Raw genomic sequence first — 25598 nt, 5'->3', positions numbered from 1 at the left:
AGACAGTTGCGAAGACAAGACACAGGAGACATGAGCAGCCAGACCAGCACCGTCCCCAACCCAGAGCCCGACCGCGAATCGATCGTTCCGGGCAACACCGTCGAACAGTTCGTCGAGGGTGCCGCCCAGTTCTTAAGCAAGCCCCGGATGCGCGGCTGGATCCACTTCGTCTCGGCGTGGCTGGCCATCATCACCGGCGCCACGCTGGTATCGGTGTCGTGGGCCGTCGCGTCGCCGCGCGCCGGCCACTCGACGCTGGTCTACGCCGCGGCCACGGTGGCCATGTTCGCGGTCAGCGCCACCTATCACCGGGTGCACTGGAAGTCCCCCGTCGCGCGCAGCCGGATGAAGCGGCTCGACCATTCGATGATCTTCGTGTTCATCGCCGGCAGCTACACGCCATTCGCGCGGCTGGTCATGCCGCAGAACACCGGGGTGCTGGTGCAGTGCATCGTGTGGGGCGGCGCGGCGGCCGGGATCGCACTGAAGATGTGCTGGCCCACGGCGCCGCGCTGGGTCGGGGTGCCGCTCTACCTGCTGCTCGGCTGGGTGGCCGTCTGGTTCGCTCCCACGATCCTGCATCAGGCCGGCGTGGCCGCGATGGTGCTGCTGGCGGTGGGCGGCGTGTTCTACAGCGTCGGCGGCATCTTCTATGGCCTGCGCTGGCCGGACCCGTGGCCGCGGACGTTCGGCTATCACGAGTTCTTCCACGCCTTCACCGCGATCGCGGCGATCCTGCACTACATCGCCATGTGGTTCGCGGTGTTCTACACGGGCGACCATGCCTGGCTGGCGGGCGGCTGAGGCCGCACGGTCACGCCGCTAGGCCTGGGGCACGCCGTCCTCCGGCGACCAGTAGGCCTTCATCGAGGCGATCTTGCCGCGGCCGTCGAAGACCATGACGTCGATCGGTTCGATCACCATCCGGTGCTCGCCCGCGGTCACGGTCAGCCGGAAATGGAAGGCCGCCTCGTTGCCGGCGACGCGCAGCGTCACCAGTTCGCATTCGCGCTGCAGGTTGTCGACCGCGGAGTAGAAGCCGTGGATCGCCTGCCGCCCGATGTGCACCTCGCCGCCGACCGGGTCCTCCACGGTGGCGTCGTCGGCGTACAACTCGACCAGATCGTCGGCGCTGCCCTTAGCGACCAATTCGATGTAGCGGTTGACCGTGTTCCGGATCGCTTCGGTCCTGGCGGCATTCGGCATGGGACGCAGGGTAACCCCGCGCTAGTGATCGGGGACACCCAGGGCGGTCGCCAATTCGGGCGCGGTGGTCACCGGCAGGTCGCACACCTGGCCGCGGCACACATACGCGGCATCGGCGCCTGCCACCCGGGGCCGGCCGGCCAGCAGCGCCGACGAATCCTGCGGCCCGCCCACCACGATCGCCCCGCCGGGCGCCAGCCGGCGCGCCTCGGCCAGCAACGCCGACGCCGGCGGGTCGCAGGCCACCGCGATCTGCAGGGGTCCGCGCACCGCGGCTTCCGCGACGGCCAGCCAATGCCCGGCCGACCGGGGCGCGCGCTCCAGCAGCACCGAATGCGCGCCGAGCGATTCGCCGACCGCCCGCAGGTAGCGCTCGGTGCGGTCGCCGTCGACCAGGTGCGCCGCGGTCAGCAGCGCCTCGGTGATCGACGACGCCCCCGACGGGGTCGCCCCGTCCAGCGGATCGGCCGGCCGCAACACCAACCGCTCGGCGTCGTCGGCCGTGTCGAACCAGCGGCCGGGCTGCTGCGGATCGGCGAAATGGGCCAGGGCGGTGTCGAGCAGCCCGGTGGCCGCGCTCAGCCAGGTGTCCTCGGCGGTCAGCTGGTACAGGGCGAGCAGACCGGTGGCCAGCATCGCGTAGTCCTCGAGGATGGCGGCGCTGTCGCCGACCGCGCCGCCCAGGCTGGCGCGTCGCAACCGGCCGTCGACGAGGTGCAGACCGAGCAGCGTTCGCGCGCAACGCATTGCCGCCTGCGCCAATTCGGGCTCGTCCAGCGCCACGCTGGCCTCGGCCAGGGCGGTGATCGCCAGGCCGTTCCACGACGTGACGACTTTGTCGTCACGGCCGGGCTGGACTCGGGCACGGCGGGCCGTCAGCAGCGCGGCGCGCACGCGTTCCAGCCGCTGGGCGTCCTCGGGATCGGCGGGGGCCTGCAGCACCGAGGCGCCGTGCTCGAACGTGCCGCTCTGGGTGACCGCGAAAACGCTTGCCGCCCAAGGACCGTCGTCGGGGCCGAGCGCCTCGTTCAGCTGCGCCGGAGTCCACACATAGGTCGAACCCTCGCGGCCGTCGGCGTCGGCGTCCAGCGACGAGGTGAACATGGCGCCGTCGGCCAGCTCGACCAGCAGGAACTGGGCGGTCTGGGCGGCGACCCGGCGCGCCAGCGGGTCCGCGGTGCGCCGGGCCCAGTGCGCGTAGGCGCGCAGCAGCAGCGCGTTGTCGTAGAGCATCTTCTCGAAATGCGGTACCACCCAAGCCTTGTCGACGCTGTAGCGGGCGAAGCCGCCGCCGAGCTGGTCGTAGATGCCGCCGCGCGCCATCGCGTTGCCGGTGTGCGTCACCGCCGCAAGCGCCTGCGATGAGCCGGTGCGCTCGAAGTGGCGCAACAGCGCCTCGAGCAACGCCGACGGCGGGAACTTGGGCGCTCCGCCGAACCCGCCGTGCACCGCGTCGCGATCCTCGAGCACCGTGGCGACGGCGTGGTCGCACAGCTCCGGCGCTATCGAGGGACCGCCGCCCGGCAGGCCCGACGAGATCCTGCGTAACTCGCCCGCGATGCGGTCCGAGGCCTCCTCGACCTCGCCGCGACGCTCCCGCCAGGTGGCCGAGACGGCCGAAAGAAGTTGCAGGAAGCCGTCTTTCGGATAATAGGTACCGCAGAAGAAGGGTCGTCCGTCCGGCGTCAGGAAGCACGTCATCGGCCAACCGCCGTGCCCGTTGAGCGCGACCGTGGCGTTCATGTACACCGCGTCGATGTCCGGACGTTCCTCACGGTCGACCTTGATGCAGACGAACCCGGCGTTCATCGCGGCGGCCACGTCGTCGTCCTCGAACGACTCGTGGGCCATGACGTGGCACCAATGGCAGGCGGCGTAGCCCACCGAGAGCAGGATCGGCACGTCGCGGTCGGCGGCGGCGGCCAGCGCCTCGGGGGTCCACTGCTGCCAGTGCACCGGGTTGTCGGCGTGCTGACGCAGGTACGGGCTGGTCGCCAGCCCAAGGGTATTCGTCGAAGCCTGGTCAGCCGGGCTCATCGCCGGGTCCCGGGGCTCGCGGCGGGCCGTTGCCTTCGTCCGGGGTGGCGCCGGGGCCGACCGCGTCGGTGCCCTCGTCGGCGGCCTGGTCCGGTTCGGGGTGCTTGGGATCGAACGATTCCGGCACCTTCTTCAGCTGCCGGTTCATCGATCGCAGCAGAAACAGCGTGCTGATCAACAGCAACACGACGATCAGCAGCCCGACCGGGCTGGCCTTGCCGAAGTCGGGGCCGGTGTGGTGGGGCGGGCCGTCGGCCTGCCAGCCGGCGGCGGTCACGACGAGAAAGAGGTGGTTCACGCGTCGCTCTCGATCCCGGCGAACAGGTCGTCCTCGGGCAGCGACACCGGGACGCGGGAGCGGGCCAACTCGAATTCCTCAGTGGGCCAAAGCCGTTGCTGCCACGCGATGGGAGCGGCGAAGAAGTCGTGCTCCGGGTCGATCTGGGTGGTGTGCGCCCGCAGCGCGTCGTCGCGCTGGCTGAAGTACGCCGAGCATTCGACCCGCGTGGTCACCCGGGACTCGAACGGATCGTGCGCGGCGTCCCAGTGCTCGAGCCACTTCTTGAACGGGGGCTCCTGACCGTGCTTGACGGCCTCGTCGTGCAGCAGCTGCATCCGGGCCCGCAGGAACCCGTGGTTGTAGTAGAGCTTGGACACCGACCACGGCTCGCCGGCGTCGGGGAAGCGCCGGTAGTCGCCGGCCGCCTCGTAGGCGCCCACCGAAACCTGGTGGCAGCGAATGTGATCGGGATGGGGGTAGCCGCCGGTCTCGTCGTATGTGGTCATCACGTGCGGACGGAACTCGCGAACCACGCGGACCAGCGCCTCGATCGACTCCTCGAGCGGCACCAGCGCGAAACAGCCCTCGGGCAGCGGCGGCGGCGGGTCACCCTGGGGCAGTCCGGAGTCGACGAAACCCAGCCAGGTGTGCTCCACGCCGAGTATCTCGGCGGCCTTGGCCATCTCGTCGCGGCGGATCTCGGCGATGTGGCCGTGCACCTCGGGCAGGTCCATCGCCGGGTTGAGAATGTCGCCGCGCTCACCGCCGGTCAACGTCACCACCAGTACGCGATGGCCTTCGTCGGCGTAGCGGGCCAGCGTGGCCGCGCCCTTGCTGGACTCGTCGTCGGGGTGGGCGTGCACCGCCATCAACCGCAATTCGCTCACGTGCTTCCTTGTCACCTCTGGGGGTCGCCCGGTCTGACCCTATAATTCCAGTTCCGAGTTCGTCGCATGCTGCCGGCCGGTGCCGGGCGGCCCACAACCAGGCAAAATCAGTCGTGACCGAATCCCCGATTCCTCGTCCGGAGGCCCGCTACGGGCGCTCCCGGCGATCGCGCATCCCCCGGCGGTGGGTGGTCGTCACGCTGGGCGCGCTGGTCGTGGCGGCCGGACTCGTCGTTGCCGTCATCGGTTATCACCGGTTCGGCACGAGCGACGTCAAGGGGACGATGGCCGGCTATCGGGTGATCGACGACCAGACGGCGTCGATAACGATTAGCGTGACGCGATCGGATCCGTCGCGGCCGGTGGACTGCATCGTGCGGGTGCGCGCCGAGGACGGCAGCGAGACGGGCCGCCGGGAACTGCTGGTCCCGCCGTCGGATGCGGGCACCGTGCAGGTGACCACGACGGTGAAATCGTTCGAGCCGCCGGTGGTCGCCGACATCTATGGCTGCGGCACCGATGTGCCCGCCTACCTGCGCCCGGCGTGACCTCCCCATCCACAGCGAACTGCGAATATGGGGTCATCAACTGTTTGCACGGTGGTAACATGGATGAATGCACGGTTCCGGTTGGGACCGTGTTGCTGCATTAGCGGACGTGAGCAAAACGGAGCGGCAGCACACGGGGAGGCACCCGCACACTCCCGGCGGCGGAGCTAACAGGACTTAACGCGGACTCGCGGAACAACATACGAGGAGCACGACGAGATGACGGACACTTCCGTGACCTGGCTGACCCAGGAGTCACACGACCGGCTCAAGGCCGAGCTCGACCAGTTGATTGCGAATCGTCCGGTCATCGCCGCGGAGATCAACGACCGCCGCGAGGAGGGCGACCTGCGCGAGAACGGCGGCTACCACGCCGCCCGCGAGGAGCAGGGTCAGCAGGAGGCCCGCATCCGCCAGCTGCAGGACCTGCTCAACAACGCCAAGGTCGGCGAGGCGCCCAAGCAGTCCGGCGTCGCCCTGCCCGGTTCGGTGGTCAAGGTCTACTACAACGGCGACAAGTCCGACACGGAGACCTTCCTGATCGCCACCCGCCAGGAGGGCGTCAACGACGGCAAGCTCGAGGTCTATTCGCCCAACTCGCCGCTGGGCGGCGCCCTGATCGACGCCAAGGAGGGCGAGACCCGCACCTACGTGGTGCCCAACGGCAACACCGTCCAGGTCACGCTGGTCAGCGCGGAGCCCTACCACTCCTGATCCGGGCTCAGCCCGCGGCGACCCGCCGTTAGCCCAAGGCCCGGTCGAGATCGGCCAGCAGGTCGGCGACGTCCTCGATGCCGACCGACAGCCGCACCAGATCGTCGGGAACTTCCAATTGCGACCCGGCCGTCGACGCATGGGTCATGGCGCTGGGGTGCTCGATCAGCGACTCCACCCCGCCCAGCGATTCCGCCAGGATGAACACCCGGGTTTTGGCGCACAGGTCGCGGGCGGCGTCGCGGCCGCCACGCATGCGGACCGAGACCATGCCGCCGAAGCCGCGCATCTGCCGGGCCGCGATCTCGTGGCCGGGGTGTGAGGGCAGGCCGGGATAGAGCACCGTGCCCACGGCGGGATGCCCGGCGAGGAATTCCGCTACGGCCGAAGCGTTTTCGCTGTGCCGCTGCATGCGCAGCACCAGGGTCTTCAGGCCGCGCATGGTCAGGTAGGCGTCGAACGGCCCGGGCACCGCGCCCGCGCCGTTCTGCAGGAACGCGAACGCCTCGTCGAGTTCCTTGTCGTTGGTGACCAGCGCGCCGCCCACCACGTCCGAGTGCCCGCCGATGTATTTGGTAGTGGAGTGCAGCACGATGTCGGCGCCCAACGTCAACGGCTGCTGCAGCGCCGGTGACGCAAACGTGTTGTCCACCAACACCTTTGCCGAACTCTGCTTGCCCAGTTCTGCCAGGGCGGCGATGTCGGCGATGGACAGCAACGGGTTGGTCGGCGTTTCCGCCCAGATCAGCCGGGTGCGCGGCGTGATCGCGGCGGCGACGGCGTCCAGCTCATGCAGGGCGACCGGGGTGTACTCGACGTTCCACTGGGTGAAGACCTTGTCGATCAGCCGGAAGGTGCCGCCGTACGCGTCGTTCGGGATCACGACGTGGTCGCCGGGCCGCAGCACCGCGCGCAGGGCGCAGTCCGTGGCGGCCATGCCCGAGCCGAAGGCCCGCCCGTAGGCGCCCTCTTCGACGGCGGCCAGCGCCGCTTCCAGCGCGGTCCGGGTCGGGTTGCCGGTGCGGGCGTATTCGAAGCCGCCGCGCAGGGCGCCGACACCGTCCTGGGCGAAGGTGCTGCTGGCGTAGATCGGGGCGTTCACCGCGCCGGTCGCCGGGTCCGGCCGGTAGCCGGCGTGAATCGCTTTGGTGGCCAGTCCGGTGAACTCGTGGCGTGCGTCGTCGCTCATCGACGCTCAGCCTAGGTGACGGCCGGCCTCTCGGCGCCGTCGATCGGTAGGCACACCGTCGTCATGATCTTGTCCGCCAGCGTCTGGCGCTTCGAATCCCACAGCGGGAAAAGGAAACCGATGAAGCAGATGATCGCGTCGACGAAGTGCGCCAGCGCGCGCACCACCGACATCCCGAAGCCCAGGGGCTGCCCGGTGACCTCGCTGACCACTTTGAACTTCAGTACCGACTTGCCGACGCTCGACCCGGTGATGCCCTGGCGGTAGCCGTAGTTCCAGATCAAATAGAACAGCCCGAGGATCGACGCCAGCCATTGCGCCACCATGCCGACGGTCGAGTTCTGGGTGGCGCAGTACTGGTTGACGGAGTACTGCGTGACGTCGGTGATGCAGGCGGTCTGCTGGGTGGCGACCAGGATCGCGGTGCCGATGCCGTGCACCACGACGTACGGGAGGATGTCGATGATGAAGGCCAGCGCGCGGGTCAGCCACGGCGTGTACTGCTCCGTCGGCAGCGTGCGGATCGCCGGCCCGGGCGGCGGCGGCGCGTAGCCGCCGGCCGACGGTGGGGGCGGCGGGTAGGACCCCCCGGGCGGCGGTGGCGGAGGCGGCGGATAAGAACCGGCGCCCGACGCCGGTGGCGGCGGAATCTCCTGACCACCCGATGGCGGCTGGTCCCCACCCGCGGGCGCGGGCGACGACGGAGGTGGCGGGTAAGCGCCGGCGGGCGGTTGATCGGTCATGGGCCACCTTCCACTCCGGGTCAGCTGGACCCCTAGCTTGGACAGCCGAAACAGTACCCGAGCGCGTCGCGGCCGGGCGAGACGCGCGGCGCGCGCCGACGGCCGCGCGCTAGCGGCGCCCGGACAGCCCCCGGGGCCCGTCGGAGAGGAAACCCAGCAAGTCGTAACGGGTGATCACGCCCACCGGTTTGCCCTCCTCGACCACCATCAACGCGTCCCAATCGCGCAGGGCCTTGCCGGCCGCGCTGATCAGTTCTCCGGCACCGATCATCGGCAGGGGCGGGCTCATGTGCAGCGAGACCGCGTCGGCCAATTTCGCCCGACCCTCGAAGACCGCGGACAGCAGTTCGCGTTCGGAGACGCTGCCGGCCACCTCCCCCGCCATCACCGGGGGCTCGGCCCCGACGACCGGCATCTGGGACACCCCGTACTCGCGCAGGATGCCGATGGCGTCGCGCACCGTCTCGGCCGGGTGGGTGTGCACCAGGTCGGGCAGCTCGCCGGACTTGCGCCGCAGCACGTCGCCGACCCGGGACTGTTCGGTGGAGCCGTCCAGGCGGCTGCGCAGGAACCCGTAGGACGACATCCACGCGTCGTTGAAGATCTTCGACATGTAGCCCCGCCCGCCGTCGGGCAGCAGCACCACCACGATGGAGTCGGGCCCGGCCCGCTCGGCGACCTTGAGCGCGGCGACCACCGCCATGCCGCACGAGCCGCCGACCAGCATCGCTTCCTCGCGGGCCAGCCGCCGGGTCATGTCGAACGAGTCGGAGTCGGACACCGCGATGATCTCGTCGGGCACCGTGCGGTCGTACGCCTGCGGCCAGAAGTCCTCCCCGACGCCCTCCACCAGGTAGGGCCGGCCGGTGCCGCCCGAATACACCGACCCCTCGGGGTCCGCGCCGATGATGCGCACCGCGCCGCCGGATACCTCTTTGAGGTAGCGGCCGGCGCCGGTGATCGTTCCGCCGGTGCCGATGCCGGCGACGAAATGGGTGACCTTGCCGTCGGTGTCGGCCCAGATCTCCGGGCCGGTGGTGGCGTAGTGGCTGGCCGGGCCTTCCGGGTTGGCGTACTGGTCGGGTTTCCACGCGCCGTCGATCTCGGTGACCAGCCGGTCGGAGACGCTGTAGTAGCTGTCCGGATGGTCGGGCGGTACCGCGGTCGGACACACGACGACCTCGGCGCCGTAGGCCATCAGCACGTTGCGCTTGTCCTCGCTGACCTTGTCGGGGCAGACGAACACGCACTTGTAGCCGCGGTGCTGCGCGACGAGGGCCAGCCCGACGCCGGTGTTGCCCGAGGTGGGTTCGACGATGGTGCCGCCCGGCCGCAGCTGGCCGCTGGCTTCGGCGGCGTCGATCATCTTCACCGCGATCCGGTCCTTCGAGCTGCCACCGGGATTGAGGTATTCGACCTTGGCCGCCACGAGGCCGGCGCCGTCGGGCACGACGGAGTTCAGACGCACCAGCGGTGTGCCGCCGATGAGGTCACTGATGTGCTGAGCGATCCGCATGCGTTCATCGTCTCAGGCGGATTCGGACGCCGCACAACCCGCTGTGCGGCGTCTACTCCGTGGCCTCACGGATGTAGTCGCCGATCTGGCGCAGCGAGCGCATGGCCTCGGGCACCATCGGGGCGGCCAGCTGGAAGTCGTGGACCTGGCCGGGCCATACCCGCACCTCGGCCGGCACGCCCACCGCGGCGAGCCGGCTCGCCGCCAGGAGCGCGTCGTGCAACAGCACCTCGGAGCCCGACACGTGGATGAGCGTGCGGGGCAGGCCCGGCTTGATGTGGTCGAGCGGCTCGTAGATCTCTTCGGGCTTGCCGTCGACGATGTTCTTGCCGGCGGCCGTGGCCACCAGCTGGCCGAGCGCGTCGAACGCCCCGGCCGTGAACATGGCATCGGTCTCGATGTTGGGGTGGGCCTGCTTGGGTTCCTTGGCCAGCTGCAGCAGGGGCGAGATCGCCACCAGCGCCGCGGGATCCTCGCCCTCCTCCTGCAGGCGTTGGGCCAGCGTGAGCGCGAGGTAGCCGCCGGCAGAGTCGCCGGCCAGCACGATCTGGTCGGGCTGGTATCCGCGCTGCCGCAGCCATCGGTATGCGTCGTGGCAGTCGTCGAGCGCCATCCCGACCGAATTCTTCGGCAGCAGACGGTAGTTGACCACCAGGATGGGCGAGTCGGCGAACTTGGACAGGGTTTCGACGAGCCGGCCGTGGGAGTTCGCCCCGCAGGTCAGGAACGCGCCGCCATGCAGGTAGACGATCACGCGGCGGCTACCGTCGGCGGGCAGCACCCCGGGCGCGCGCACCAGCTGCGCCGACGCGTGGGGCAGCTTGATGGTCTCGCGGACGGTGGCCGACGCCGGGATCAGCACCCGGGCCGTGAGGTCGATCAGACCCCAGGGCCACGGCAGGTTGGGGACGTGGCTGCCGACGGACAGGATGGGCCGGATGGTCAGCCGCGAGGTGAGGTTGGCCAGCCGCGCGGCCACACTGGGCCCGGATTCCAGGACCTCGACCGGTGCGCCGTCGCTGATGGCGAACTTGCGCGCCTGGGCGCGGCGGGCTCTGAGGACATCATGTGGCCGAACGGTATTTGCCGACGACCCCGATTCCTTGCTAGGTGCGGTCATGCTCAACACTTCCTACGCCGTTGTAGTGCGATACAGCATGTGACGAGGCGACCGAGCGTGTGGTTCAGCCGTTTGCCAAGGCGCTCAGCCATCCCTTGTCATCAGCTTGACAGCGGTTGCTTAGTACAACGTAGGAAATTGCTGATTTGATACCAGTTTTGCTTCGCACCGTGATCAGTTCGTTTTCCAGCCGCCCGCGCGAACGTCGCAGCGGCTCTAAAATCGATTGCGTGACCATGCGGGTGCCACGCCGTTCGGCGATCGCCCTGGCCACAGCGGGCGCGCTGGCCTCAACAGGAACCGCCTACCTGGGGGCACGCAGTCTGTTGGTCGGCCAGGCCACTCACGCGCGCACGATCATTCCGAAGGCATGGGACATCCCGCCGCGCGCGGACGGGGTGTACGAGCGCGGCGGTGGCCCCGTGCAGCGGTGGCACCGCGGCATGGCGGTCGACTCGCACCTGATGATCTTCGGTGACTCGACCGCCGCGGGCTACGGCTGCATGAGCGCCGACGAAGTGCCCGGGGTGCGCATCGCCCGGGGCCTGGCCGAGCAGACCGGCAAGCGAATCCGGTTGAGCACCAAGGCGATTGTGGGCGCCACGTCCAAGGGGGTGTGCGGTCAGGTCGACGCCATGTTCGTGGCCGGTCCACCGCCGGACATCGCGGTGATCATGGTCGGCGCCAACGACGTGACCGCGCTCAACGGCATCAGCCAGTCGGCGCAGCGGCTGGCGCTGACCGTGCGCAAGCTGCGCGCCCGCGGTGCCGTGGTGATCGTCGGCACCTGCCCGGACCTCGGATTCATCAGCGCCATTCCCCAGCCGCTGCGGTCGCTGGCGCACGAGCGTTGCCTGCAGCTCGCCCGCGCCCAGACCGCGGCGGTCCGGTCGGCCGGCGGCGTGCCGGTGCCGTTGGCGCAGCTGATGGCGCCGCAGTTCCGCGCGACGCCCGACGCCATGTTCTCCGCCGACGGCTACCACCCGTCGGCACCCGCCTATGCACTGGCGGCCGACGCGCTGCTGCTCGCGCTGTGCGACGCGCTGGGCGAGAAGGTGGAGCGTCCACCGCTGAGCCCGCCGGTGCTCGCGGCGACGCCGGTGCTCGGTCAGCGGCACACCCGCAGCAGCGTCATGTCGCGGCTGTGGCGGCGTCCCACCCCCGGTCCTGCCCCGTCTTCGTGCCCCGAGGTCGGCAGCGACTAGATTTGTTCTCGCCGGTCGGAGCGAACCACGCCCGCCGCCAAGCGAGCCAGCCCCATCTGTGGGATCTGCAGGGATCTGAAGGGAACCACCATGCCTGAAGCCGTCATTGTCTCAACTGCTCGCTCGCCGATCGGCCGCGCGATGAAGGGGTCGCTGGTCAACATGCGCCCCGACGACCTGACCGTCCAGATCGTGCGCGCCGCGCTCGACAAGGTGCCCGCGCTGAACCCGCACCAGATCGACGACCTGATCCTGGGCTGTGGCCAGCCCGCCGGCGAATCCGGATACAACCTGGCGCGGGTCATCGCCGTCGAACTCGGCTACGACTTCCTGCCGGGCACCACCGTCAACCGGTACTGCTCGTCGTCGCTGCAGACCTCCCGGATGGCCTTCCACGCCATCAAGGCCGGCGAGGGCGACGCGTTCATCTCCGCGGGGGTCGAGACCGTGTCCCGCTTCGCCAAGGGCAGCGCCGACTCCTGGCCGGACACCAAGAACTCGCTGTTCGGCGAAGCGCAGGAGAGGTCGGCCGCGGCGGCCGAGGGCGCCGACGAATGGCACGATCCCCGCGCCGACGGCAACGTGCCCGACGTGTACATCGCGATGGGGCAGACGGCCGAGAACGTCGCGCTGCTGACCGGCATCAGCCGCGAAGACCAGGACCACTGGGGCGTGCGCAGCCAGAACCGCGCCGAGGAAGCGATCAAGAGCGGGTTCTTCGAGCGGGAGATCACCCCGGTGAGCCTGCCCGACGGCACCACCGTGAGCACCGACGACGGCCCGCGCCCCGGCACCACCTACGAGAAGATCAGCCAGCTCAAGCCCGTGTTCCGGCCCAACGGCACGGTGACCGCCGGCAACGCGTGCCCGCTCAACGACGGCGCCGCCGCGGTGGTGATCACCAGCGACACCAAGGCCAAGGAACTGGGCCTGACGCCGCTGGCGCGCATCGTGTCCACCGGGGTCAGCGGCCTGTCGCCCGAGATCATGGGGCTGGGCCCGATCGAGGCGACCAAGACGGCGCTGGCGCGCGCCAACCTGTCGGTCAGCGACATCGACCTGTTCGAGATCAACGAGGCCTTCGCCGTCCAGGTGCTGGGTTCGGCGCGCGAGCTGGGCATCGACGAGGACAAGCTGAACGTGTCCGGTGGGGCGATCGCGCTGGGCCACCCGTTCGGCATGACCGGCGCACGCATCACCACCACGCTGCTCAACAACCTGCAGACGCACGACAAGACGTTCGGTCTGGAGACCATGTGCGTCGGCGGCGGCCAGGGCATGGCGATGGTGATCGAGCGGCTGAGCTAGGCCGCTCGGCCGGCGGCCCGCCGCATCGAGTGTGCGGCCTGGGCATTGGGTGTGAAGCCTGGGCGGCGACACGCCGAGCGGGCCGCCGCCGGCGCACACAACACGACTTCAGCGCACACTCAACGCCTTCAGCGCACACTCAACGCCTTCAGCGCACACGAAAAGACCGGCACGCCACGCGGCGTGCCGGTCTTTTCGTTGACGAGAGCTAGTCGTTCTGCAGATAACTGAGCAGACGCAGGATCTCGATGTACAGCCACACCAGCGTCACGGTCAGGCCCAGGGCGATGCCCCATGCCGCCTTCTCGGGCGCGCCGGCGCGGACCATCTGGTCGGCGGCATCGAAGTCGATCAGGAAGCTGAACGCCGCGATCGCGATGCACACCAGCGAGAAGATGATGGCCACCGTGCCGCCGCTGCGCAAGCCCAGGCCGGTGCCGCCGTTGACGTGGAACATCGCCAGCACGAAGTTGCCGAGCATCAAGGCCAGCACGCCGAACATCGCGGCGACCAACATGCGGGTGAACTTGGGCGTCACCCGGATGGCCCCGGTCTTGTAGACGACGAGCATGCCGAAGAACACCCCGAAGGTGCCCAGCACCGCCTCACCGATCAGCGCCCCGGCGTTGGCGTTGGACACCGAGAAGTTGGCGAAGACGAACGAGATGGCGCCCAGCACCAGGCCCTCGAGCACGGCGTAGCTCAGCACGATGCCCGGGTTGTCCTGCTTGCGGCCGAAGGTGGCCACCAGGACGAGGACCAGGCCGCCCAACCCGCCGATCAGGGCCAGCGGCATGGCCAGCGCCACGTCGCGGGCGACCAGGAAGTAGGAGACCACGGCGGAGATCGCCAGCACCGCCAGCGTGATGCCGGTCTTGGTGACGACGTCGTCGATGGTCAGCGGACGCGAAGCTTTGGCCTCCTGATACGGGGCCGCGTAGGGAGCCGCGTAGGGGTCGGCCCCGTAGCCCTGCATTGGGGGCGCGGCCGTGCCGAATTGTGCGTATCCGCCCCTCTGCTTAGGCAGCGAACGAAATACCGGGTTGCTTGTCTCCCGCACCGTCGGATCCTCTCTAATTGGCTTCGAGCTGTGCGAACACAATCTCAACGATCGGCGTCGAGCCCTGGTTCCCAGCGGACCTGGGCGTTTTCGGGGTGTATATCGTCTCCGCCGTTGTCGTCGCGTTAAACATAACCCTTACCCGCGGGTACCGTGCCGGTCGCGACGATCTAGATTTCTTCCTCGAGGCTGGACCGGCCAGGACCGGCCCGAGGGAGGCGAGGGCGTTGACCGACGGATCCGATGAGGTGCTGACCGAAGTCGAGGGAAGCGTCGGCTTGATCACGCTCAACCGGCCCAAGGCGATCAACTCGCTGAACCAGCAGATGGTGGACGCGCTGACCGCCACCCTCCGCGGCTGGTCCGACGACGACGCGGTGCGCGCGGTGGTGCTATCGGGCGCCGGTGAACGCGGGCTGTGCGCCGGCGGCGACGTGGTGTCCATCTACCACAGCGCGCGCAAGGACGGGGTCGAGGCGCGACGCTTCTGGCGCGACGAGTATCTGCTCAACGCCCAGATCGCCGAGTTCGCCAAGCCCTACGTCGCGTTGATGGACGGCATCGTGATGGGTGGCGGCGTGGGCGTCAGCGCGCACGCGAACACCCGCGTGGTCACCGATACCTCCAAGATCGCCATGCCCGAGGTCGGCATCGGGTTCATCCCCGACGTCGGCGGCGTCTACCTGCTATCCCGCGCGCCCGGCGGGCTGGGCCTGCACGCCGCGCTGACCGGGGCGCCGTTCTCCGGAGCCGACGCCATCGCCATGGGCTTCGCCGACCACTACGTCCCCCATGGTGACGTCGAGGCGTTCCGCCGTGCGGTGGTTACCGACGGCGTCGAGCGGGCGCTCGACAAATACACCGTCGAGCCACCGCCCAGCGAGCTTGCGGCGCAACGCGCTTGGATCGACGAATGCTTCTCCGGCGACACCGTCGCGGACATCGTCGCCGCGCTTCGCGGACACGGGGCGGGCCCGGGCGCTGGACCTGCTCAAGACGCCGCCAAGCTGATCGCCACCCGCTCCCCGATTGCGCTGTCGGTGACGCTGGAGGCGGTGCGGCGCGCGGCCAACCTCGAAACACTCAAAGACGTTCTGGTGCAGGACTATCGGGTGTCGTCGGCGTCGCTGCGCTCGCACGATCTGGTGGAGGGCATCCGCGCACAGCTGATCGACAAAGATCGCAATCCGAAGTGGTCGCCGGCGGAGCTGCCCGACGTCACCGCGGCCGACGTCGAGGCGTATTTCGCGCCGGTCGACGACGACTTGAGTTTCTAGAAAGGCGGTTTGGATGACAGAGGCAACTTACGAGACCATTCTCGTCGAGCGCGAGGACCGGGTCGGCATCATCACCCTGAACCGGCCGAAGGCCCTCAACGCGCTCAACACGCAGGTGATGAACGAAGTCACCAGCGCGGCAGCCGATTTCGACGCCGATCCCGGCATCGGGGCGATCATCATCACCGGGTCGGCCAAGGCGTTCGCCGCCGGCGCCGACATCAAGGAGATGTCCGAACTGTCGTTCGCCGACGCCTTCGGCGCCGACTTCTTCGCCCCGTGGAGCAAACTCGCCGCCGTCCGCACCCCCACGATCGCCGCGGTCGCCGGCCACGCGCTGGGCGGTGGCTGCGAGCTCGCCATGATGTGCGACGTGCTGATCGCCGCCGACACAGCGAAATTCGGCCAGCCCGAGATCAAACTCGGTGTGCTGCCCGGCATGGGCGGCTCGCAGCGGCTGACCCGCGCCATCGGCAAGGCCAAGGCGATGGACCTGATTTTGACCGGCCGCACCATCGGCGCCGAGGAAGCCGAACGCAGCGGCCTGGTTTCGCGGGTGGTGCCGGCCGACGACCTGCTGACCGAGGCCAAGGCCGTCGCGACCACCATCTCGCAGATGTCGCGGTCGGCGTCCAGGATGGCCAAGGAGGCCGTCAACCGCGCGTTCGAGTCGACCCTGGCCGAGGGACTTCTCTACGAACGCAGGCTGTTTCACTCGACTTTCGCGACGCAGGACCAGTCCGAAGGGATGGCGGCCTTCGTCGAGAAGCGCCCGCCGAACTTCACCCACCGCTAGGACGCTTACATGAGCGAACGGGTTTCCGCGACCAACACCGAGGCAGGTCACCTCCCGGCCGGCGACGTCGAGGAGTCCGCGGCAGCCGAGCCGGTCGCCGCACCGCCACCGGTACCCGCACCGCGACCCGGCCGCGCCACGCCCACCCTGCCGTGGACGGAAAAACCTTGGTGGGTACGGCATTACACATTCACCGGCACCACCGTGGGCCTGCTCTTCATCTGGCTTTCGCTCACGCCGTCGCTGCTGCCGCGCGGCCCCCTGTTCCAGGGGCTGGTCAGCGGGCTCTCCGGCGCCATCGGCTATGGCCTGGGCGTCTTCTCGGTCTGGCTGGTGCGGTTCATGCGCGAGAAGGACCACAGCCCGCCGCCGCCGCGCTGGGCGTGGAAGGTGCTGATCCCGATCGGCGTGGTCGGTCAGGTCCTCATGGCGATCTGGTTCCACGTCTGGCAGGACGACGTGCGCGACCTGATGGGCGTGGCGCACTTGCAGTGGTACGACTACCCGCTGGCCGGGGTGCTGTCGCTGGTGGTGTTGTTCGCGGTGGTCGAGCTGGGCCAATTCACCCGTTGGCTGGTCAGAGTCCTGGTGGGCCAGGTGGACCGGTTCGCGCCGTTTCGGCTGTCGGCGACCATCGTGGTCGTCACCCTGGTGGTCCTGACCATCACGCTGCTCAACGGCGTGGTGCTCAAGTTCGCCATGCGCACCATGAACCACACCTTCGCCTCGGCCAACGAGGAGCTCAATCCCGACACCGCTCCCCCGAAAACCCCGCTGCGATCCGGCGGCCCGCAGTCCCTGGTGTCGTGGGAGTCGCTGGGCCGCGAAGGCCGCATCTTCGTCGAGGGCGGCCCGTCCGTCGAGCAGCTCGCCTCCTTCAACGGAGCCCCGGCGACCGAGCCCATCCGCGCCTACGCCGGTTTGGACTCATCGAAGGGCATCACGGCGGCCGCCGAGCTCGCAGCACGGGAGCTGCAGCGCACCGGCGGATTGCGGCGCGCGGTCGTCGCGGTGGGCACCACCACCGGCACCGGCTGGATCAACGAGGCGGAGGCCTCGGCGCTGGAATACATGTACAACGGCAACACGGCGATCGTGAGCATGCAGTATTCGTTCCTGCCGAGCTGGCTGTCGTTCCTGGTCGACAAGGAGAACGCCCGGCACGCCGGACAGGCGCTCTTCGAGGCCATCGACAAGCTGATCCGCCAGCTGCCCGAGGGCCAGCGGCCCAAGCTCGTGGTGTTCGGCGAGAGCCTGGGATCGTTCGGCGGCGAGGCGCCGTTCCTGAGCCTGAACAACGTGCTGGCGCGCACCGACGGCGCGCTGTTCAGCGGGCCGACGTTCAAGAACACCATCTGGACCGATCTGACGTCGACGCGCGATGGCGGGTCGCCGGAGTGGTTGCCGATCTACCAGGACGGCCGGTACGTCCGATTCGCCGCTCGCGCAAAGGATTTGACGCGTCCGAACGCGCCGTGGGATCACCCGCGGGTGGTCTACCTGCAGCACGCCTCGGATCCCATCGCGTGGTGGACCCCCGACCTGTTGTTCAGCAAGCCCGACTGGCTGCGCGAACCGCGCGGCTATGACGTGCTGCCGCAGACGCGCTGGATTCCGGTCGTCACCTTCCTGCAGGTGTCGGCCGACATGGCCGTGGCGGTGGACGTCCCCGACGGCCACGGCCACCGCTACGTCGCCGACGTCGCCGACGGCTGGGCCGCCGTGCTGTCACCGCCCGGCTGGACCCCCGACAAGACCGCCAAACTGCGCCCGCTGCTGCACTCCGACGAGACGACCTAGATCCAGCGGCGGGCGGCCGAACCGGTGTCCGCGAACACCGGATCGACCCGGCCCCCCGCCAGTTCGCTCAGCACGCCGGCGCCGGCCAGCGCGTGGTAGCCCCCGATGACGTCGGTGGCCCGGTGCAGGCCGATGTCCAGCAGCGCGGCCGCCGCCAGGCTCGACGTGTAGCCCTCCGAACACAGGATCACCCATTCGACGTCGTCGCCGACGGCCTCGGGCAGCCCGGCCTCGCTGGTGGGATCGCAGCGCCACTCCAGCACGTTGCGTTCGATCACCAGCGCCCCCGGCACCTCGCCCTCGCGGAAGCGCTGGGCCTGCGGCCGGATGTCGACCAGCACCGCGCCGCGGCGCACCGCGTCGGGCACTTCGGTGGCGGGCAGCCGCCGAAACCGGCGCCGGGCGGATCTGAGGACGACGTCGATGCGGCTCATGGCGTTCCTTCCGGCTGGTCGGTCAGTTCGGTACGGTCGCGGCGCAACGTCTTGCGGTCGGTGATCTCGTAGTACGACATCGCGGTCAGGGGCGGCGAGTAGGCGTGCACGCTCAGCGTCGGCTGCACCGTCGCGGCACCGCCGCCCGGCACCCCCGCGCCCGGCAGCGTGATGGGCGCCGGCACGGGCCGGGGCGCCCAGACCACGTCGTGCACCCAGCCCAACGGGAATCCGGCCTGATCGCCGGCGTCGAGCCGACGGCGCCGCAAAGCCCTTCCATCCCAACGGTATTCGTTCAACGATCCGGAAAGCACCGTCAAGGCCCCCAGCGACCCGCCGTGGTCGTGCAGTTCGGTCGGCTCCCCGGGCACCCAGCTGATCAGCCAGACGTCGAGTTCCTCGTCGCCGTGGATGCGGGTGAACCAACGCCTCGACTGGGGGATGCCGCCCTCGGGTAGCAGGTGGTCGCAGCGCCCGCTGAGCACGTCGTCGGCGGCCCGGTCGGTGGCGTAGAGCAGATCGGGCACGCGCAGCCGGGTCGGACCGGCGGACGGGGCGGACAGGGTTCGCGGGCGCAGGGCAGCCTCGGTGGCTACGGGCACAGACATCAGGGGGCTCCAGGGCGAAAACGGAAAAGGACAAGCGGCGGCGTGTTACGGCCGACAACACTCGCAAAAACCGAAGCGCTCCATCACGGCAGCAAGTGTTGCATAGATTGAGACCGTGCGCTCGTGCGGTGATCGGTCCCGGCGGCGGCGCGCGGTTGTTGCCGCGGCCGCCGCGCTGGCGGTGACGGCATGCTCGCACGGCGCCCACACCGGGGCCCCCGGATCCTCATCGGCGCGGCAATCCGGCATCCCCAACGGCCCCGGGTCGCCGCCGCCGGGCTCCGTCGGCCTGTCCCCCGCCGGCGTGACGACCAGGGTCGACGTACCCGCCGACTCGACCGAAGAGCAGTACTACCAGGCCTGTCACGCCGCGAAAGAGTGGATGGACGCCCAGCCCAAGACGGGCGCGTCGCTGTTCGAGCCCTATTTGTCGATGGTTCAGGCGTCCCCCGCGGGCACCGCGGGCAGCTGGAACGCCCCGTGGTCGAAGTTGACCCCGGCCCGCCAGGCCGCCGTGATCGTGGCCGCGCGGGCGGCCGCCAACGACGAATGCGGGTAGCACCACCCCCGAGGATTTTCACCCCGGCGCGTAATTGGGATCACGGGTGAAAAAAGTGCCCGCGCCCCCCTGGACGACCCCCGACCGCCCGCCGCCGCGCAAAATGTAGGGGTGCCTGACGAAGTCTCGCGTCGCCCAGAGCCGACCCGGGTGGCACTCGCCCTCGGCAGCGGTGGCGCCCGCGGCTACGCCCACATCGGCGTGATCGAGGCCCTGGCGGCGCGCGGCTACGAGGTGGTCGGCGTGTCCGGCTCGTCGATGGGTGCGCTGGTCGGCGGCCTGCAGGCGGCCGGGCGGCTCGACGAGTTCGCCGACTGGGCGAAGTCGCTGACCCAGCGCACCATCCTGCGGCTGCTGGACCCGTCGATCAGCGCGGCCGGCGTGATGCGGGCCGGCAAGATCTTGGACGCGGTGCGCGACATCCTGGGCCCGGTCGCCATCGAGGACCTGGCCATCCCGTACACCGCGGTGGCGACGGACCTCTTGGCGGGCAAGACCGTGTGGTTTCAGCGCGGCCCCCTCGACGAGGCGATCCGCGCGTCCATCGCCATCCCCGGCGTGATCGCCCCCCACGCGGTCGACGGGCGGCTGCTCGCCGATGGCGGCATCCTGGATCCGCTGCCGATGGCGCCGCTCGCCGCGGTGAACGCCGATCTGACCATCGCGGTGAGCCTGTCCGGCAGCGAGACGATCGGCAACCGCGAGCCGGAGCCGGGCGCCACCGTCGAGTGGTTGACCCGCATGGTGCGCAGCACCTCCGCGCTGCTGGACACGGCCGCCGCGCGTTCGCTGCTCGATCGGCCGACGGCGCGGGCGGTGCTGAGCAGACTGGGCGGGCCCAGCGGCGAGCCCGACGGCTGGTCGGACACCGACGACGAGCGGCCCGCCACCGAGGACGACGCCGAGGAACTAGCCGGCGCGGGATCCGACGTGCCGAAGCTGGGCAGCTTCGAGGTGATGAACCGCACCATCGACATCGCCCAGGCCGCGCTGGCGCGTCACACCCTGGCGGTCTACCCGCCCGACCTGCTCATCGAGGTTCCGCGCTCGACCTGCCGGGCCCTGGAATTTCACCGCGCCGTGGAGGTGATCGCCACCGGGCGGGCGCTGGCGAACGAGGCGCTCGACGCGCTGGACGTCGACGACGACCGGGACGTCCCGCCCGCGATCGAGCGCTGAGCGGATCTGAATTCCCTTGTGCGCCAGGCACACTCACACGTTCAGGAAGCGGGCGAGGGCCGCGGCTTCGCGGCGGCCCTGCTCGCGTCCGGCCACCGCTGACGGGATGCGGCAGTCCGGGTCCAAGGCGTTGGGGCCGAAGGCGGCCAGCGACGGGGCGTCGGCGAACACGGCGAAGGCCGCGCCGGGGAACGCCGAGATTTCGGCGGCCGGTCCCGCGCCGAACGGCGCCGGCGCGTCGACGCCGGAGGGCACCAGCACCACGGCCGTGTCGCAGTCGGCGGCGACCACCAGGTTGACCGAGCTGGCGACGCCGCCGTCCATGTAGTGGCGGTCGCCGATCGTCACCGGCGGCCACGCCCCGGGTACCGCGCAGCTGGCCGCCACCGCATCGACCAGATCGACACCGGAGGCGCGGTCGAACACGGTCAACTCTCCGGTGGCCACGTCGATCGCGGTGAGCCGCACGTCGCGGTCCGGCCAGTCGTGCGACGGCAGGCGGCGTGCGATCACGTCCCGGCGTACCGGCGCGGGAACGGTTTTCGTCGCCAGCGCGACGGCTCCGATGCGCTGCATCTGCTGGCGCGTCTTGTCCAGCGACTCCTCATACGGCTCGCCCAGGACCGTCAGGAACAGTTCGGTGATGGCCTCGACGTCGACCCCGGAATCGATCTCGGCCGACGATTCGGCGACCTGCCGGTCGAACAGCTCGTCCAGGGTGTGGCCGCTGCCGAGCTGCGCGGCCACCGCGGAGCCCGCCGAGGTGCCCACCAGCACGTCCGACTCGATCAACAGCCGGGCCACCGCCGGCGACTCGTCGGCGATGCCCCGCAGAACCCCTGTCTCCCAAGCGATTCCCGCTATCCCCCCACCGGCCAGCACCAGGGCGCGTTTAGTTGTCACGGTGTTCAGCTTGCCAGCACGGATCAGGCCAACTGCCGGGTGTTCGGCAGCGCGTGCTGCGACTCCTCCACCGGCGAGCTCAGGTCCTCGCGACGCAGCAGATGCCTGGGCGGATCCGGCAGGATCATGCTGCGGTGGACCTGCAGGCCGGCATCGACATGGAAGAGTTCACCCGCCGGCAGCAGCCGCCAGCGCGGCTCGTCGTCCATCACCTCGGTGGCGAACACCACCGACGACCGCTCACACAGATGCTCCGATCGGGCGTGAATCCGCTTGGTGCACAAGTCGAATTCGGGGTCGCGCGAAGCCGCGTCGTCGGATCGATCCAAAATATAGAGCTGATGGGTTTCCGGATAGCGCAGCGCCCACATGTCGGTGGCCGTGCTCAGCAGCACGTTGACCGCGTAGATCGGGACGTGCTCGGCGAGCCAGCGCATGGCGTCGGTGAGGCCGGCGGTGATGTCGCCGTCGCGCGCCCGGATCGCGGCGGTGATCAACGCGAACACCCGCTCGGAGTCGGTGTCGCCCAGCACCAGGTCGTCGGTGCCGACCTCGCGCAACCGCCCGTCGAGGATGTCCAATCCCTCGAGGACCCCATTGTGCGCGAAGATCCGCCCGTCCTGCAGGAACGGATGGGTGTTGTGGATGTCGAGCGAGCCGGTGGTCGCGTAGCGGACGTGGGCGATGACGGTCGTGCCGGTCATCCGGTGTGCCTCGGTCGCGAATGCGGCGTCCTGCCAGGCCGCTATCGGCTCCTTGTACAGGTGCGGCCGGCCGTGTTCATCGAAGACGCCCAGGCCGGTGCCGTCCGGATTTCTCCTGCTCTGTTGGGCCAGGCTGTCCGGGGCGTCCAGCAGCCAGAAGGTCGCGGTGCACGCGTGGGTCCCGGCATGCAGGCCAAAGAGTCGGCACATGGCTTCCCACGGTAGCGGTCGCGGCTCAGGCCGTCAGCAGAGCGGACAGGTCTTTCGGCCCGCCGCGTTCACCCGTGCGCTTCGACCACCTGGTATCCGTCTTCGGCGTAGCGCGACCGAATGGTCTTCTTGTCGTACTTGCCGACACTGGTGCGCGGAATCTCGTCGATGAAGGCCCACCGCTCGGGCAGCCACCATCGAACGACCTTGTCGGCGAGGAACTTTCGCAGCTGTTCGGCGCTCACCGAGGCGCCGTCCTTGGCCACGATCACGGCGAGCGGCCGCTCCTCCCAGCGCTCGTCGGGAACCCCGACCACCGCGGCCTCGACCACGTCCGGGTGGCCGATCAAGATGTTCTCCAACTCGACCGAGGAGATCCATTCGCCGCCGGATTTGATGACGTCCTTGGCGCGGTCGGTCAGGGTGACGAAACCCCGTTCGTCGATGCGGCCCACGTCGCCGGTGCGCAGCCAGCCGGAGTCGAACTTCGACTCGTCGCGGCCCAGGTAGTAGGAGCCGGCGATCCACGGTCCGCGCACCTCGACCTCGCCGACGGCGGTTCCGTCGTTCGGCAGCACCTGACCCTCGTCGTCGACGATGCGCATCTCCACCCCGCAGACCGGCTGGCCCTGCGTGCTGCGGAATGCCCAGTGCTGGTCCTCCGGGGTTCCCGGCGGCGGCCACGCCATGGTGGCCAGCGGCGACGTCTCCGTCATGCCCCACAACTGCCGGATCTGCACATCGTGCTTCTCCTCGAAGGTGCGCATCAGCGACACCGGGACGGCCGAGCCGCCGCAGACCACCAACCGCAGCGACGACATGTCGTGGTCGGGGTCGTCCTCGAGGTGATGCAGGACGCCGTTCCAGATGGTCGGCACCGCGCCGGTCACGGTGGGCCGCAGCTCCTCGACCATCCGGACCAGCGACCGGGGGTCGAGGTGGCGGTCGGGCAACACCAAGTCGGCGCCGGCCATCAGCGCGGCATACGGCAGGCCCCAGGCGTTGGCGTGGAACATCGGCACGATCGGCAGCACGCTGTCGGTGGCCCCGACGCCGATGCCGTTGGTGGTGCACGCGCCCATGGTGTGCAGGAAGCTCGAACGATGGCTGTAGACAACGCCTTTCGGGTTGCCGGTGGTGCCGCTGGTGTAGCACATCGCGGCCGCGGAGTTCTCGTCGATGTGCGGCCAGTCGAACTCGGGGGGCTCGCCGTCGAGGACGTCGGCGTAGCGCAACACGGTTTTGCCATGCCCCTGCAGCGGTTCGGTGTCGTCGCCGACCACGATCACCGTGTGCACGGTCTCGAGCTCGGGCAGCACGGGTGCGAGCAGTTTGACCAGCGACGCGTCGACCAGCACCACCTGGTCCTCGGCCTCGTTGGCGACGAAGGCGATCTGCTCCGGGAACAGGCGGATGTTGAGGGTGTGCAGGACCGCGCCCATCGAGGGCAACGCGAGGTACGCGGTGAGGTGCTCGGCGTTGTTCCACATGAACGTGCCCACCCGCTGGTCGCCGGTGACGCCGAGGCGGCGCAATCCATTCGCCAGTTGGGCGGCCTGCTGGCCCAGTTCGCGGTAGGTCGTTCGCCGGTAACCGTCCCCGGTGAAGGTGGTGACGGTGCGTGCGCCGTGCACGGTGCAGCCGTGCCGCATGATCGCGGTGATCGTCAACGGAAAGTCCTGCATGGTGCCGTCCACTGATCCACCGCCCTTACTCTCGGCGCAGCACCACCTGTGCCGTCGGCCGCCTCCCACCCTAAGCCCGAATTCGGCGAGAGTGTGTCAGCGCCTGACCGGACTGGTCATCGAATGGGTGGATCCCCTTCGGCGGGGGCAGCTTTGGGCCCCACCCGGCCCTAGGCCAGGACCGGCTCCCACTCCGGCAGCTCGGGCAGCCAGCCGGCGATCGACAAGTCGCGATCGGTCGCGTCGGTGAGCGGCCGCGGCGCGGGCGAGGCGATGCGCGCCGCGGTCACCACGCCGGAGTAGTCGGCGACGTAGAGATGGGCGCCGTCGGGGCTTTCCACCACGCAGGACGGGTGGTGGGACACCTTGACCTCACCGACGACCTCCTGCCGGTGGATGCTCAGCACCGTGATGCGTTCGTCGCTCACCAGGTAGGCGCGCGCGCCGTCGCGGCTCAGCGTCATCCGCGTGAGCGGGCCGGTGATCTCGGGCACCTTGTGGGTGGCGACGATCGTGGTGGCCCGGGTGTCGACCACGTCGAGCACCGCGCCCGCCACGGGATCGAAGCTCGCCACGTACGCCGTGGCGCCGTCGTCGCTGAGCGCGACGTCGCGCACGGGCAGGCCGACCTCGATCACGCCGACGATCCGCGACCGGCCGCCGACCCGGCGGTTGTCGGAGCGGGTCCGGGTCTCGATCATGGCGAGGCTCCCGCCGGTCGGCCCGTTCATGCCGACGTACAAGCGGCGCCGGTCGGCGCTGACCCGCACGCATTCGGTGGTGGTGCCGGTCTCGGTCGCCAGCTCGATCACCTCGAGCTCACCGGTGGTGGTGTCCAGCACCGTCACGTCGGCACCGCGCACCGCGTTTCTGCTGGCGTACAGGTAGCGACCGTCCGGGCTCACCGCGAGGCCGCTCACGCTGTGCGCGAGCCGGTGGGTGGCGATGCGCCAGTTGGTGACGACGTCGATGACTTCGATGGCGTCGTAGCCGGCGGTCGCCGTGCTGACGTAGGCATAGTTGGCGTCCGCGCTGTTCATCGCGACCGCGAAGGGCTCGGCCAGGCCGGTGACGGTGCTCGAGACACGGCAGGTCTTGGCGTCGATGACCGAGACCATGTCGCGGCCGTAGTTCGTGACCACCAGCCGGCGCCCGTCGGGGCTGATGTCGAGATCGCTGATCGGGCCGTTGTGCAGTGGGACGCGGACCACCGAGGTGGTGTCCAGCTCGAAGGCTCGCCCGTCTCGTTCGTCGTGCGCGGCCGTAGGGCCGTTCACATCGTTCACGCTGATACCGCCTTTGCTGTGGTTGTCGGCTCTAGTGGTCGAGTGTCGAAGCCGCCGAGATGTTCGCGACGATCCGGCCATCGGATCCACCGGCGCTCAGCACCGAAAGGCACTGACGAGACTGGTTTTCGATAGTCTACTGGCCGCATATCGCACCGAAGCAGTTCGAGAGGCTCGGCGTTAGCTACGTCACTGCGCGCACTTACGTTCTGCTCAGACTTCCAATCACGCTGTATCGCAGTGGCTTACCCGTAGCGAAAGTCAGACAAACCCGCTTCCGGCGGATTTCGCTCCCGCCGCTAACAGTCCAGGTGACCGCGCTATCTGGGCATATATAAGGAATT

At 69.5% G+C, this 25598-nt stretch carries 25 protein-coding genes; 10 read left to right on the top strand and 15 right to left on the bottom strand.

The genetic code is table 11. The features are described from left to right. Positions 1 to 30 precede the first annotated feature (30 nt). A complete protein-coding gene (gene trhA, locus AC5Y5B_RS05190; RefSeq protein WP_112631982.1) occupies positions 31 to 804 on the top strand; it encodes a PAQR family membrane homeostasis protein TrhA in 774 nt (257 codons plus the stop codon). An 18-nt stretch (positions 805 to 822) separates the two neighbouring features. On the opposite strand, the gene AC5Y5B_RS05185 is transcribed toward trhA, so the two are convergent. Genes AC5Y5B_RS05185 through mca form a run of 4 tightly spaced genes read right to left on the bottom strand, consistent with a single transcriptional unit; the run spans position 823 to position 4410 of the window. Continuing rightward, positions 823 to 1206, bottom strand: coding sequence for a nuclear transport factor 2 family protein (locus AC5Y5B_RS05185; protein ID WP_112631981.1), 384 nt, complete (start codon positions 1204 to 1206; stop codon positions 823 to 825). A gap of 21 nt (positions 1207 to 1227) precedes the next feature. Further along, positions 1228 to 3243, bottom strand: a complete 2016-nt coding sequence (locus AC5Y5B_RS05180; protein ID WP_500004181.1) for a thioredoxin domain-containing protein — start codon at positions 3241 to 3243, stop codon at positions 1228 to 1230. After that, the gene (locus tag AC5Y5B_RS05175) at positions 3230 to 3541 is read right to left on the bottom strand and encodes a hypothetical protein (protein ID WP_112631979.1); all 312 of its coding nucleotides are present in this window, start codon (positions 3539 to 3541) and stop codon (positions 3230 to 3232) included. Before AC5Y5B_RS05175 ends, AC5Y5B_RS05180 begins: the two co-directional genes overlap by 14 nt. After that, positions 3538 to 4410, bottom strand: coding sequence for a mycothiol conjugate amidase Mca (gene mca / locus AC5Y5B_RS05170; protein WP_112631978.1), 873 nt, complete (start codon positions 4408 to 4410; stop codon positions 3538 to 3540). The genes AC5Y5B_RS05175 and mca overlap by 4 nt, the downstream gene beginning before the upstream one ends. Before the next feature lie 113 nt (positions 4411 to 4523). On the opposite strand from mca, the gene AC5Y5B_RS05165 reads away from it, so the two are divergent. Together AC5Y5B_RS05165 and greA are read left to right on the top strand one after the other, a co-directional pair. Then, positions 4524 to 4958, top strand: coding sequence for a DUF4307 domain-containing protein (locus tag AC5Y5B_RS05165; protein ID WP_500004178.1), 435 nt, complete (start codon positions 4524 to 4526; stop codon positions 4956 to 4958). Between the two features lie 219 nt (positions 4959 to 5177). Next, positions 5178 to 5672 (top strand): transcription elongation factor GreA, encoded by a 495-nt coding sequence (gene greA, locus AC5Y5B_RS05160; RefSeq protein WP_112631976.1) that lies wholly within the window; start codon positions 5178 to 5180, stop codon positions 5670 to 5672. A gap of 28 nt (positions 5673 to 5700) precedes the next feature. Here greA and AC5Y5B_RS05155 read toward each other — a convergent pair whose 3' ends face one another. The 4 genes from AC5Y5B_RS05155 to AC5Y5B_RS05140 all read right to left on the bottom strand — a co-directional run bounded on the left by AC5Y5B_RS05155 (position 5701) and on the right by AC5Y5B_RS05140 (position 10240). Beyond that, the gene (locus AC5Y5B_RS05155) at positions 5701 to 6861 is read right to left on the bottom strand and encodes a cystathionine gamma-synthase (protein ID WP_112631975.1); all 1161 of its coding nucleotides are present in this window, start codon (positions 6859 to 6861) and stop codon (positions 5701 to 5703) included. An 11-nt stretch (positions 6862 to 6872) separates the two neighbouring features. Continuing rightward, entirely contained in the window at positions 6873 to 7604 is a 732-nt protein-coding gene (locus tag AC5Y5B_RS05150) for an RDD family protein (RefSeq protein ID WP_112631974.1), read from the bottom strand. Between the two features lie 109 nt (positions 7605 to 7713). Next, entirely contained in the window at positions 7714 to 9120 is a 1407-nt protein-coding gene (locus AC5Y5B_RS05145) for a cystathionine beta-synthase (protein WP_112631973.1), read from the bottom strand. 52 nt (positions 9121 to 9172) lie between these two features. Beyond that, positions 9173 to 10240, bottom strand: a complete 1068-nt coding sequence (locus tag AC5Y5B_RS05140) for an alpha/beta hydrolase fold domain-containing protein (protein ID WP_112631972.1) — start codon at positions 10238 to 10240, stop codon at positions 9173 to 9175. Between the two features lie 242 nt (positions 10241 to 10482). Between AC5Y5B_RS05140 and AC5Y5B_RS05135 the strand changes: the two genes are divergently transcribed. Beyond that, on the top strand, positions 10483 to 11445 hold the full coding sequence (locus AC5Y5B_RS05135) for an SGNH/GDSL hydrolase family protein (protein WP_112632006.1): 963 nt from the start codon (positions 10483 to 10485) through the stop codon (positions 11443 to 11445). 90 nt (positions 11446 to 11535) lie between these two features. Next, the gene (locus AC5Y5B_RS05130) at positions 11536 to 12753 is read left to right on the top strand and encodes an acetyl-CoA C-acetyltransferase (RefSeq protein ID WP_112631971.1); all 1218 of its coding nucleotides are present in this window, start codon (positions 11536 to 11538) and stop codon (positions 12751 to 12753) included. A gap of 208 nt (positions 12754 to 12961) precedes the next feature. Here the strand turns inward: AC5Y5B_RS05130 and AC5Y5B_RS05125 are convergent, their stop codons facing one another. Further along, positions 12962 to 13813: a Bax inhibitor-1/YccA family protein gene (locus tag AC5Y5B_RS05125; RefSeq protein ID WP_112631970.1), complete on the bottom strand. Its 852-nt coding sequence runs from the start codon at positions 13811 to 13813 to the stop codon at positions 12962 to 12964. A gap of 227 nt (positions 13814 to 14040) precedes the next feature. On the opposite strand from AC5Y5B_RS05125, the gene AC5Y5B_RS05120 reads away from it, so the two are divergent. From AC5Y5B_RS05120 to AC5Y5B_RS05110, 3 genes are read left to right on the top strand one after another with little or no spacing between them, the layout of a single operon-like run. Next, positions 14041 to 15090: an enoyl-CoA hydratase/isomerase family protein gene (locus AC5Y5B_RS05120; protein ID WP_112631969.1), complete on the top strand. Its 1050-nt coding sequence runs from the start codon at positions 14041 to 14043 to the stop codon at positions 15088 to 15090. A 13-nt stretch (positions 15091 to 15103) separates the two neighbouring features. Further along, entirely contained in the window at positions 15104 to 15886 is a 783-nt protein-coding gene (locus AC5Y5B_RS05115) for an enoyl-CoA hydratase (protein WP_500004169.1), read from the top strand. Between the two features lie 9 nt (positions 15887 to 15895). Continuing rightward, positions 15896 to 17686 (top strand): alpha/beta hydrolase, encoded by a 1791-nt coding sequence (locus tag AC5Y5B_RS05110; protein ID WP_500004167.1) that lies wholly within the window; start codon positions 15896 to 15898, stop codon positions 17684 to 17686. On the opposite strand, the gene AC5Y5B_RS05105 is transcribed toward AC5Y5B_RS05110, so the two are convergent. Both AC5Y5B_RS05105 and AC5Y5B_RS05100 read right to left on the bottom strand, forming a co-directional pair. Then, complete coding sequence (locus tag AC5Y5B_RS05105; protein ID WP_500004165.1) at positions 17683 to 18120, bottom strand: rhodanese-like domain-containing protein; 438 nt, start codon at positions 18118 to 18120, stop codon at positions 17683 to 17685. The genes AC5Y5B_RS05110 and AC5Y5B_RS05105 overlap by 4 nt on opposite strands. After that, positions 18117 to 18728: a cupin domain-containing protein gene (locus AC5Y5B_RS05100; RefSeq protein ID WP_500004163.1), complete on the bottom strand. Its 612-nt coding sequence runs from the start codon at positions 18726 to 18728 to the stop codon at positions 18117 to 18119. Before AC5Y5B_RS05100 ends, AC5Y5B_RS05105 begins: the two co-directional genes overlap by 4 nt. A gap of 115 nt (positions 18729 to 18843) precedes the next feature. Between AC5Y5B_RS05100 and lpqV the strand changes: the two genes are divergently transcribed. Next, positions 18844 to 19287 carry a lipoprotein LpqV gene (gene lpqV, locus AC5Y5B_RS05095; RefSeq protein WP_165821750.1) on the top strand — a complete coding sequence of 148 codons (444 nt, stop codon included), beginning with the start codon at positions 18844 to 18846 and terminating at the stop codon, positions 19285 to 19287. Between the two features lie 111 nt (positions 19288 to 19398). Then, positions 19399 to 20466 (top strand): patatin-like phospholipase family protein, encoded by a 1068-nt coding sequence (locus tag AC5Y5B_RS05090; RefSeq protein ID WP_500004161.1) that lies wholly within the window; start codon positions 19399 to 19401, stop codon positions 20464 to 20466. 33 nt (positions 20467 to 20499) lie between these two features. Here AC5Y5B_RS05090 and AC5Y5B_RS05085 read toward each other — a convergent pair whose 3' ends face one another. The 4 genes from AC5Y5B_RS05085 to AC5Y5B_RS05070 form a co-directional block, all read right to left on the bottom strand. Further along, positions 20500 to 21369 (bottom strand): patatin-like phospholipase family protein, encoded by an 870-nt coding sequence (locus AC5Y5B_RS05085; RefSeq protein WP_500004158.1) that lies wholly within the window; start codon positions 21367 to 21369, stop codon positions 20500 to 20502. A gap of 23 nt (positions 21370 to 21392) precedes the next feature. Continuing rightward, complete coding sequence (locus AC5Y5B_RS05080) at positions 21393 to 22283, bottom strand: class II glutamine amidotransferase (protein WP_112631962.1); 891 nt, start codon at positions 22281 to 22283, stop codon at positions 21393 to 21395. Positions 22284 to 22351: 68 nt separating this feature from the next. Continuing rightward, on the bottom strand, positions 22352 to 23968 hold the full coding sequence (locus tag AC5Y5B_RS05075; RefSeq protein WP_500004749.1) for a long-chain fatty acid--CoA ligase: 1617 nt from the start codon (positions 23966 to 23968) through the stop codon (positions 22352 to 22354). 170 nt (positions 23969 to 24138) lie between these two features. Further along, the gene (locus tag AC5Y5B_RS05070; RefSeq protein WP_500004156.1) at positions 24139 to 25254 is read right to left on the bottom strand and encodes a WD40 repeat domain-containing protein; all 1116 of its coding nucleotides are present in this window, start codon (positions 25252 to 25254) and stop codon (positions 24139 to 24141) included. Positions 25255 to 25598: the final 344 nt, after the last annotated feature.

This window comes from Mycobacterium sp. NGS33, from assembly GCF_059812885.1.
The sequence above is the reverse complement of the archived record's forward strand: the minus strand, read 5'-3'. Positions and strand labels throughout refer to the sequence as shown.

Excerpts from the sequence above, each read along its gene's own strand:
- AC5Y5B_RS05075 (WP_500004749.1), bottom strand. The coding sequence starts at position 23,968 with ATGCAGGACTTTCCGTTGACGATCACCGCGATCATGCGGCACGGCTGC.
- AC5Y5B_RS05115 (WP_500004169.1), top strand. The coding sequence starts at position 15,104 with ATGACAGAGGCAACTTACGAGACCATTCTCGTCGAGCGCGAGGACCGG.
- AC5Y5B_RS05110 (WP_500004167.1), top strand. The coding sequence starts at position 15,896 with ATGAGCGAACGGGTTTCCGCGACCAACACCGAGGCAGGTCACCTCCCG.
- trhA (WP_112631982.1), top strand. The coding sequence starts at position 31 with ATGAGCAGCCAGACCAGCACCGTCCCCAACCCAGAGCCCGACCGCGAA.
- AC5Y5B_RS05150 (WP_112631974.1), bottom strand. The coding sequence starts at position 7,604 with ATGACCGATCAACCGCCCGCCGGCGCTTACCCGCCACCTCCGTCGTCG.
- AC5Y5B_RS05080 (WP_112631962.1), bottom strand. The coding sequence starts at position 22,283 with ATGTGCCGACTCTTTGGCCTGCATGCCGGGACCCACGCGTGCACCGCG.
- AC5Y5B_RS05100 (WP_500004163.1), bottom strand. The coding sequence starts at position 18,728 with ATGTCTGTGCCCGTAGCCACCGAGGCTGCCCTGCGCCCGCGAACCCTG.
- AC5Y5B_RS05105 (WP_500004165.1), bottom strand. The coding sequence starts at position 18,120 with ATGAGCCGCATCGACGTCGTCCTCAGATCCGCCCGGCGCCGGTTTCGG.
- AC5Y5B_RS05130 (WP_112631971.1), top strand. The coding sequence starts at position 11,536 with ATGCCTGAAGCCGTCATTGTCTCAACTGCTCGCTCGCCGATCGGCCGC.
- AC5Y5B_RS05155 (WP_112631975.1), bottom strand. The coding sequence starts at position 6,861 with ATGAGCGACGACGCACGCCACGAGTTCACCGGACTGGCCACCAAAGCG.
- AC5Y5B_RS05145 (WP_112631973.1), bottom strand. The coding sequence starts at position 9,120 with ATGCGGATCGCTCAGCACATCAGTGACCTCATCGGCGGCACACCGCTG.
- AC5Y5B_RS05140 (WP_112631972.1), bottom strand. The coding sequence starts at position 10,240 with ATGACCGCACCTAGCAAGGAATCGGGGTCGTCGGCAAATACCGTTCGG.
- AC5Y5B_RS05185 (WP_112631981.1), bottom strand. The coding sequence starts at position 1,206 with ATGCCGAATGCCGCCAGGACCGAAGCGATCCGGAACACGGTCAACCGC.
- AC5Y5B_RS05180 (WP_500004181.1), bottom strand. The coding sequence starts at position 3,243 with ATGAGCCCGGCTGACCAGGCTTCGACGAATACCCTTGGGCTGGCGACC.
- greA (WP_112631976.1), top strand. The coding sequence starts at position 5,178 with ATGACGGACACTTCCGTGACCTGGCTGACCCAGGAGTCACACGACCGG.